Source organism: Leisingera sp. JC1, assembly GCF_001679925.1.
Classification (GTDB): Bacteria; Pseudomonadota; Alphaproteobacteria; order Rhodobacterales; family Rhodobacteraceae; genus Leisingera.
This window is the reverse complement of the sequence record NZ_LYUZ01000032.1, coordinates 1-1,014: the sequence shown is the minus strand read 5'-3', so window position 1 is coordinate 1,014 and position 1,014 is coordinate 1. Positions and strand designations below refer to the sequence as shown.

Below are 1,014 nucleotides of genomic sequence, written 5' to 3'. Positions count from 1 at the left end.
GCCGCGGCCATAGTTCAGATACTGCTTCAGCAGCGCGCGGAATGACGGGCGCATATGGTACTCGATACGGATGCCGGATTCGAGCCAGATCCGGCCGCCGGCATCGGTCAGGCGCTTGTCGAATTCAGCATCCTCGTTGTGGCTGAATGCAGGGTCATAACCGCCGATCCGGCGGAACCAGTCCAGATCGAAAGCCGCGTGGTGGCCATGATCGACATATCCTGAAACCCGGCCGCCGCGATGGGCGGAGCCGCCGGAGCCAAGCCTGGTATCAACGGCCCAGGCTGATGCCCTGCTGAAGGAGTTCCGACCCATTGCATCCATCGGAACCGTGACAGAGGCCGCACCGCGGGCGGCGAGCGTTTCTGCCAGCCTGGAGATGAAATCCGGCGGGTAACTGGAGTGCGCGTCGCAACGGATCAGAATTTTGTGACGATCTCTGGCACAGGTCTCAACGGCGCGGTTGATTCCTGCGGATTGCAGGCGGTCCGGATTGTCCACCAGCCGGAGGCCAGGGAATTCAGCCGCCAGCCGGGAAACAATCGCCGGGGTCCCGTCCGTGCTTCCGCCGTCGGCAATAATCATGTCCGGCTGCATGCCGGATGGCATGCCCTGTGTCAGGGAGCGTATGCAGCTTTCAATACAGCGGGCTTCATTCAGGGTCGGGATCACCACAAGAATGCTGCTGAAGTTTGTCATTTTTGAAACCGGCTCCGCCGCAACAGGCCGCAGAAGATCCGGCCCAAATTCTGCCGGCAGGCCATGCAGCACGGGGAAAACACCCGTTTCTGCAGCTGCACAACCTGCAAGAAGCCTAGTTGGTCGTGCTCGGCGTGCTTGTCGCACTGCCGCCGCCTGCGGCCGCGGCTGCCGCCCCGATGCCGATCGCCCCCAGAACCGGAGCCACCAGCGGAACAAAGTTGGTCACGCCATCCTGCGGCAGGCCCAGGCAGACCTCTGCCTCGGCGTTGGCCGGATCATCGCAATCGATGCGGTTGTTTGCATCCTGTGCAA

The 1,014-nt window shown here is 62.3% G+C and carries 1 protein-coding gene and 1 pseudogene; both read right to left on the bottom strand.

What is annotated here, in order from left to right; genetic code table 11:
• The coding region (locus tag A9D60_RS04310) for a glycosyltransferase family 2 protein (RefSeq protein ID WP_083194098.1) at positions 1-699 on the bottom strand (699 nt) is incomplete at its 3' end.
• Positions 700-814: 115 nt separating this feature from the next.
• Positions 815-1,014: pseudogene (locus A9D60_RS04305) on the bottom strand (hypothetical protein); the annotation flags it as partial.